Genomic DNA, 4,174 nt, shown 5'->3' on the forward strand with positions numbered 1-4,174 from the left:
CCAGTCGCCGCGCCAGGCGCCGCTCCGGGCGCGTGATGGCGACGGCCCGTCCGCTCGCCCGTGCGCTGTCGCTCGTGTTCGTTGTGCTGGCCGCCGCGTGCGGCCCAGCCAAGCCCGATGTCGAGGTCGACGGCTGGGCGCTCGCCCGCGCGGCCATGCTCGACGGCGAGAGCTGCTACGCGGATCAGCCGGCCTACTGCATCGCGGATCCGGCGTTCGTCGACGCGGCGATCCAAGCGGCGCTCGATGGGCGCTTCTCGGGGACCATGCCCAAGCTCGGGCGCGAGGTCGACAAGCTGATCCGCAGCGCGCGGGTCCACTACCGCGACGCGTCACGAACCCCCGAGTCGCTCACGAGGATCGAGGCGCTGGTCCAGGCCCACTACGACGCACCAAGCGTCGACGCGAGCTCCGATCCCAAGCTGGTCAATGTCGATCTCGGCGCGCTCCCGGGCCGCCTGGCCCTGCGCGGCCGAACAGACACGATCGCGCTGGCCGAGTCGCCCCTGATCGAGTCGTTTTGGTGGCAGGGCGCCGAGGCTGGGCGCACGCTGGCCAAGTACGCGATCGCGCACCCCGACAAGGCCGTCGTTCGGATCCAGCTGCAGATCCCGAAGGGCAGCAGCTCGGACAAGACGCTGGTGTATCGGTACTTTCGGGCGCAGAACCGGGTCGCGTTTGGTGAGCTGCTGGACGACTCGGTCTACCTCACGGGTGAGATCAGCGGCGGCCTCGAGGCCATGGCCGCTGGCCGGCTGTCGCTGGGCAAGGAAGCTCGCAAGCTGTGCAGCCGACCCAGGTCGATCGACGACGGCCCCCGCGAGTGGTGCCCGTGGCAGGACGAGTACGGCGAGGCGGCCAAGCGCGCTCGCAAGTAGAGCCCGCTGCCCGAGCTGAAAACAGCCCGCTGCCCAGCGGTGAGCCTGTCTACGAAAGCGTCTGCAAGCGGGCGAGAAGCCCTCGCCCGAGCTGAAAACAGTCAGGCGCCCCTACTCTTGGGTGCCGGTCAGGTGCGTGTAGATGTCTGCGGGCGCGACACCTTGCTCGCGGGCCTGCGCGACTCGCTCGAGCTCTTCTGTGATCAGCATGCGAAAGTCCATGAGCGGGTGCGCGCCGATGATCGGCCGCCCGTTGATGAAGTACGCCGGGGTCCCGTCGACCATCAGGCTGCTGCCCAGGCGCAGATCCGCCTCGATGTGGGGGTCGTACTGCTCGGTCGTCATCGCGGCCTCGAGGCTCGCGCGGGGGATCCCCAGCTGGGTCGCAACCTCCGAGAGATCCTCTGGGCGGAACCGGCCACCAAATTCGAAGATCGCGTCGTGGAACTCCCAGAACTTGCCGGCCTTGGCGGCCGCGAAGCTGGCCCGTGAGGCGAGCGCGGCCATCGGGTGGCCGGGCAGCGGGAAGTGCTTGAACACAAACCGGATCTGGTCGCCGTAGCGGGCGCGCAGCTCTTCCATGGTCACGTGGCCGCGGGCGCAAAACGGGCACTGGAAGTCGGAGAACGCGACGATCGTGATCGGGGCGTCGGCGGGGCCGCGGACCTGCGAGTCACCGATCGGCACCGGGTAGACCTTGTCTTCGTCGAGCGACGTGGCTTCGTCTTCGTAGACGAGCGCCGTGTAGCCCCACTGGGTCGCGTAGTCGTAGATGGCTGCGCTGGCGATCCCGTCGTCGGCCAGCCGCTCGGCGAGCGACAGCTCCTGGTCGATCATGTGCTGGAAGATGTGCTTGGGACGAGAGCCAGGCAGCATCCGGCCGTTGATGAAGAACACCGGCGTCGAGTGCAGCTTGAGCCGCTTGGCGACGCGTAGGTCCCGGCGCACCGCGGGCGCGTGCTCGAGCGACTCGAGCTCGCGCGCGACCTGATCGAGGTCGAGGCCCACCTCCTGCGCGTAGCGTTGGATCGTTGCTGGGTCGATCCCGCCGCCGCTGAAGATCAGATCTTGGAACTCCCAGAATTTGCCCGCAGCCTGGGCCGAGTGGCCGACCAGCGCGGCCTCGAGCGCGTGCTCGTGGAGCGCGAGCGGCAGCGCCTTGTAGACCAAGCGGATCTGGCCCGCGTACTCCTGCTCGAGCTCCTGTACGGTGTGGAACGCCTGCTCGCAGTAGTGGCACTCGAAGTCCGAGAACATCACGATCGTGACGGGCGCGTCGGCGGGGCCGCGGGCGGGCGAGTCACCGACCTCGATCCCAAACCGCAGGTAGGGCACGCCGCCGGCGAGCTGATCGGGATCGGGATCGAGGGCGCCGTCGCTGACGACCGCGACCGAGCGATCTTTGGCCGGGGCGGGGTCAGCCTCGGCGCCGGGCGCCGTGCTCGGGGTTGGTTGGCCCCGCTCGCAGGCAGCGGCGCCGAGTAACACGAGGGCCAGCGCCGCGGCGCGGTGGGCTGCAGCAGCGGCAAAGGGGTGTCGGCGGGTGCCCGGCATACGTGGGAGGTTATATGACCCGAACGGGGCAACTGCACATGCCTGCTGGAGTCAGTTCGCGGCTGGTCATTTCGTGGCTTGGGGCCGCTGGATGGGGGCTCGAGCGGGAAGAGAACGGGAACCGCACGGGAACCGAACGGGGGGTTGGCGCGTGGAGGCCAACCCAGGCACCATCGTCTCCCGTCTCCTCGAGGCCGCTCGTGCAAATCGTCTGCGTTCAGAACATCACTCACTCCTACGACGGCGTGCGCCTCGCCGTCTCCGAACTCAGCTTTCACATCAAGGCCGGCGAGGTGCTCGCGCTGATCGGGCCCAATGGCGCCGGCAAGTCGACGAGCTTGCGGATCCTCGCGACCTTGCAGCAGCCGGACACGGGCGCCGTCACCTGGGATGGCGCCGACACCTGGCGGCACCGGCAGTCGATGCGTCAGCGGATCGGGTTTCTTGGGGACGGCACGGGGCTGTATCCGAACATGACCGCCGCGGGGTACCTGCGGTTTTTTGCCGAGTGCTACGGGATGTCCGACGCGCGCGCGCAGGAGCGGGTGGCGGAGCTGCTCGCAACTTTCAGGCTGTCTAGCAAGGCTGAGGCGCTGATCTCGGACCTGTCGAAGGGGATGCGGCAGCGGTTGGCGATCGCGCGGACGCTGGTTCATCGACCCGAGCTGTTGCTGCTCGACGAGCCGGCCGATGGGCTTGACCCGCTTGGGCGCCGGCAGCTGCGCGAGATCCTGCGGAGCGTTGCTGACGAAGGGGTGGGGATTGTGGTTAGTAGCCACATTCTGCGCGAGCTTGATGGGTTTTGTGACACTGTGGCGCTGATCCAGAAGGGGGCGATGCAGGTGTTTGGTCCGGTTGATGAGGTGATCGATAAGTATGAGGTGGCGCGGAGGGTGCATGAGGTGTCGATTACTAAGGGGCTGCAGAAGGCGCTGGAGCTGCTAAGGGCGCATGGGGGGTTGATCGAGGAGGTGCTGCCGCTCAATCGGGATGAGCAGATTGATCCGGGGAGTGCTGAGCGGGGGAAGATTCGGGTGCGGATTCATGGTGATGAGGATAGCGCGGCGAGGGTGTTGCGGGAGTTGGTGTTGGGGGGGGTGGATGTGATTGCTTTGATGCGGATGCGTAGTGATCTCGAGGATGTTTATCAGAGTATTGGGCGTGACGAAGTGGCTTAAGAGCGGGCTCGGAGTCTTTCCTGGGCTTAAGAGCGGGCTTAAGAGCGGGCTCGGAGTCTTTCCTCGCTACCCTTTTGAGAGCGGGCTCGGAGTCTTTCCTCGCTACCAGCAGGCCGAGGCCCGAGTCCGGCTCCGCCGCCCGCCCGAGTCGCAACTTCGCTCCCAATTCGGCCTTGCGAAGCCTAAAAATTGAGTCGAGTCGCCCTTCAACCTCGCGCTCAGCCCCGCCGAACCAATACACATCGACGGGATGGCTCGCGCGACCCCGCCGTCACTCTATCGACCATCCGCTAAGGCGCCCGCGCAGCCACTTCGACGCCCGCAAACCGCCGCAGCCAATACGTGCCCGCAGGAAACACCGCCGGCTCGCCCGCGAGCAACAACGCCCGGGCAGCCGCGTACTGCCGCTCCCACTCACGGTCCCGCTCGATCTCCGCCAGAACCGCCCTCTTGCTGTCTCCCGCGTGCTTGGGCGCAACCGTAAACCGCTCCGCAACAGCATGTGGCGTACTATTCCAGCGCTGCTTGGCGAGCTTTTGCAGCCCCATGAACCGTCGCCCTCGC

General features: G+C 67.2%; 3 protein-coding genes and 1 pseudogene. 2 read left to right on the top strand and 2 right to left on the bottom strand.

Annotated features, from left to right (window positions below; translation table 11 throughout):
• Positions 1-878, top strand: an 878-nt coding sequence (locus DB30_RS40200; RefSeq protein ID WP_205633193.1) for a hypothetical protein, incomplete at its 5' end; no start/stop codon positions are given.
• Between the two features lie 111 nt (positions 879-989).
• Here DB30_RS40200 and DB30_RS40205 read toward each other — a convergent pair.
• On the bottom strand, positions 990-2,432 hold the full coding sequence (locus DB30_RS40205) for a DsbA family protein (RefSeq protein ID WP_052559366.1): 1,443 nt from the start codon (positions 2,430-2,432) through the stop codon (positions 990-992).
• Between the two features lie 200 nt (positions 2,433-2,632).
• On the opposite strand from DB30_RS40205, the gene DB30_RS40210 reads away from it, so the two are divergent.
• The gene (locus DB30_RS40210; RefSeq protein WP_052559368.1) at positions 2,633-3,610 is read left to right on the top strand and encodes an ABC transporter ATP-binding protein; all 978 of its coding nucleotides are present in this window, start codon (positions 2,633-2,635) and stop codon (positions 3,608-3,610) included.
• Between the two features lie 290 nt (positions 3,611-3,900).
• On the opposite strand, the pseudogene DB30_RS40215 reads toward DB30_RS40210, so the two are convergent.
• Positions 3,901-4,174 (bottom strand): annotated as a pseudogene (locus tag DB30_RS40215) (hypothetical protein); the annotation flags it as partial.

It is taken from the genome of Enhygromyxa salina (assembly GCF_000737335.2).
GTDB classification, from domain to species: domain Bacteria; phylum Myxococcota_A; class Polyangia; order Nannocystales; family Nannocystaceae; genus Plesiocystis; species Plesiocystis salina_C.

Bases quoted from the DNA above. Each gene is read 5' to 3' on its own strand.
- DB30_RS40205 (WP_052559366.1), bottom strand. From the start codon at position 2,432: ATGCCGGGCACCCGCCGACACCCCTTTGCCGCTGCTGCAGCCCACCGC.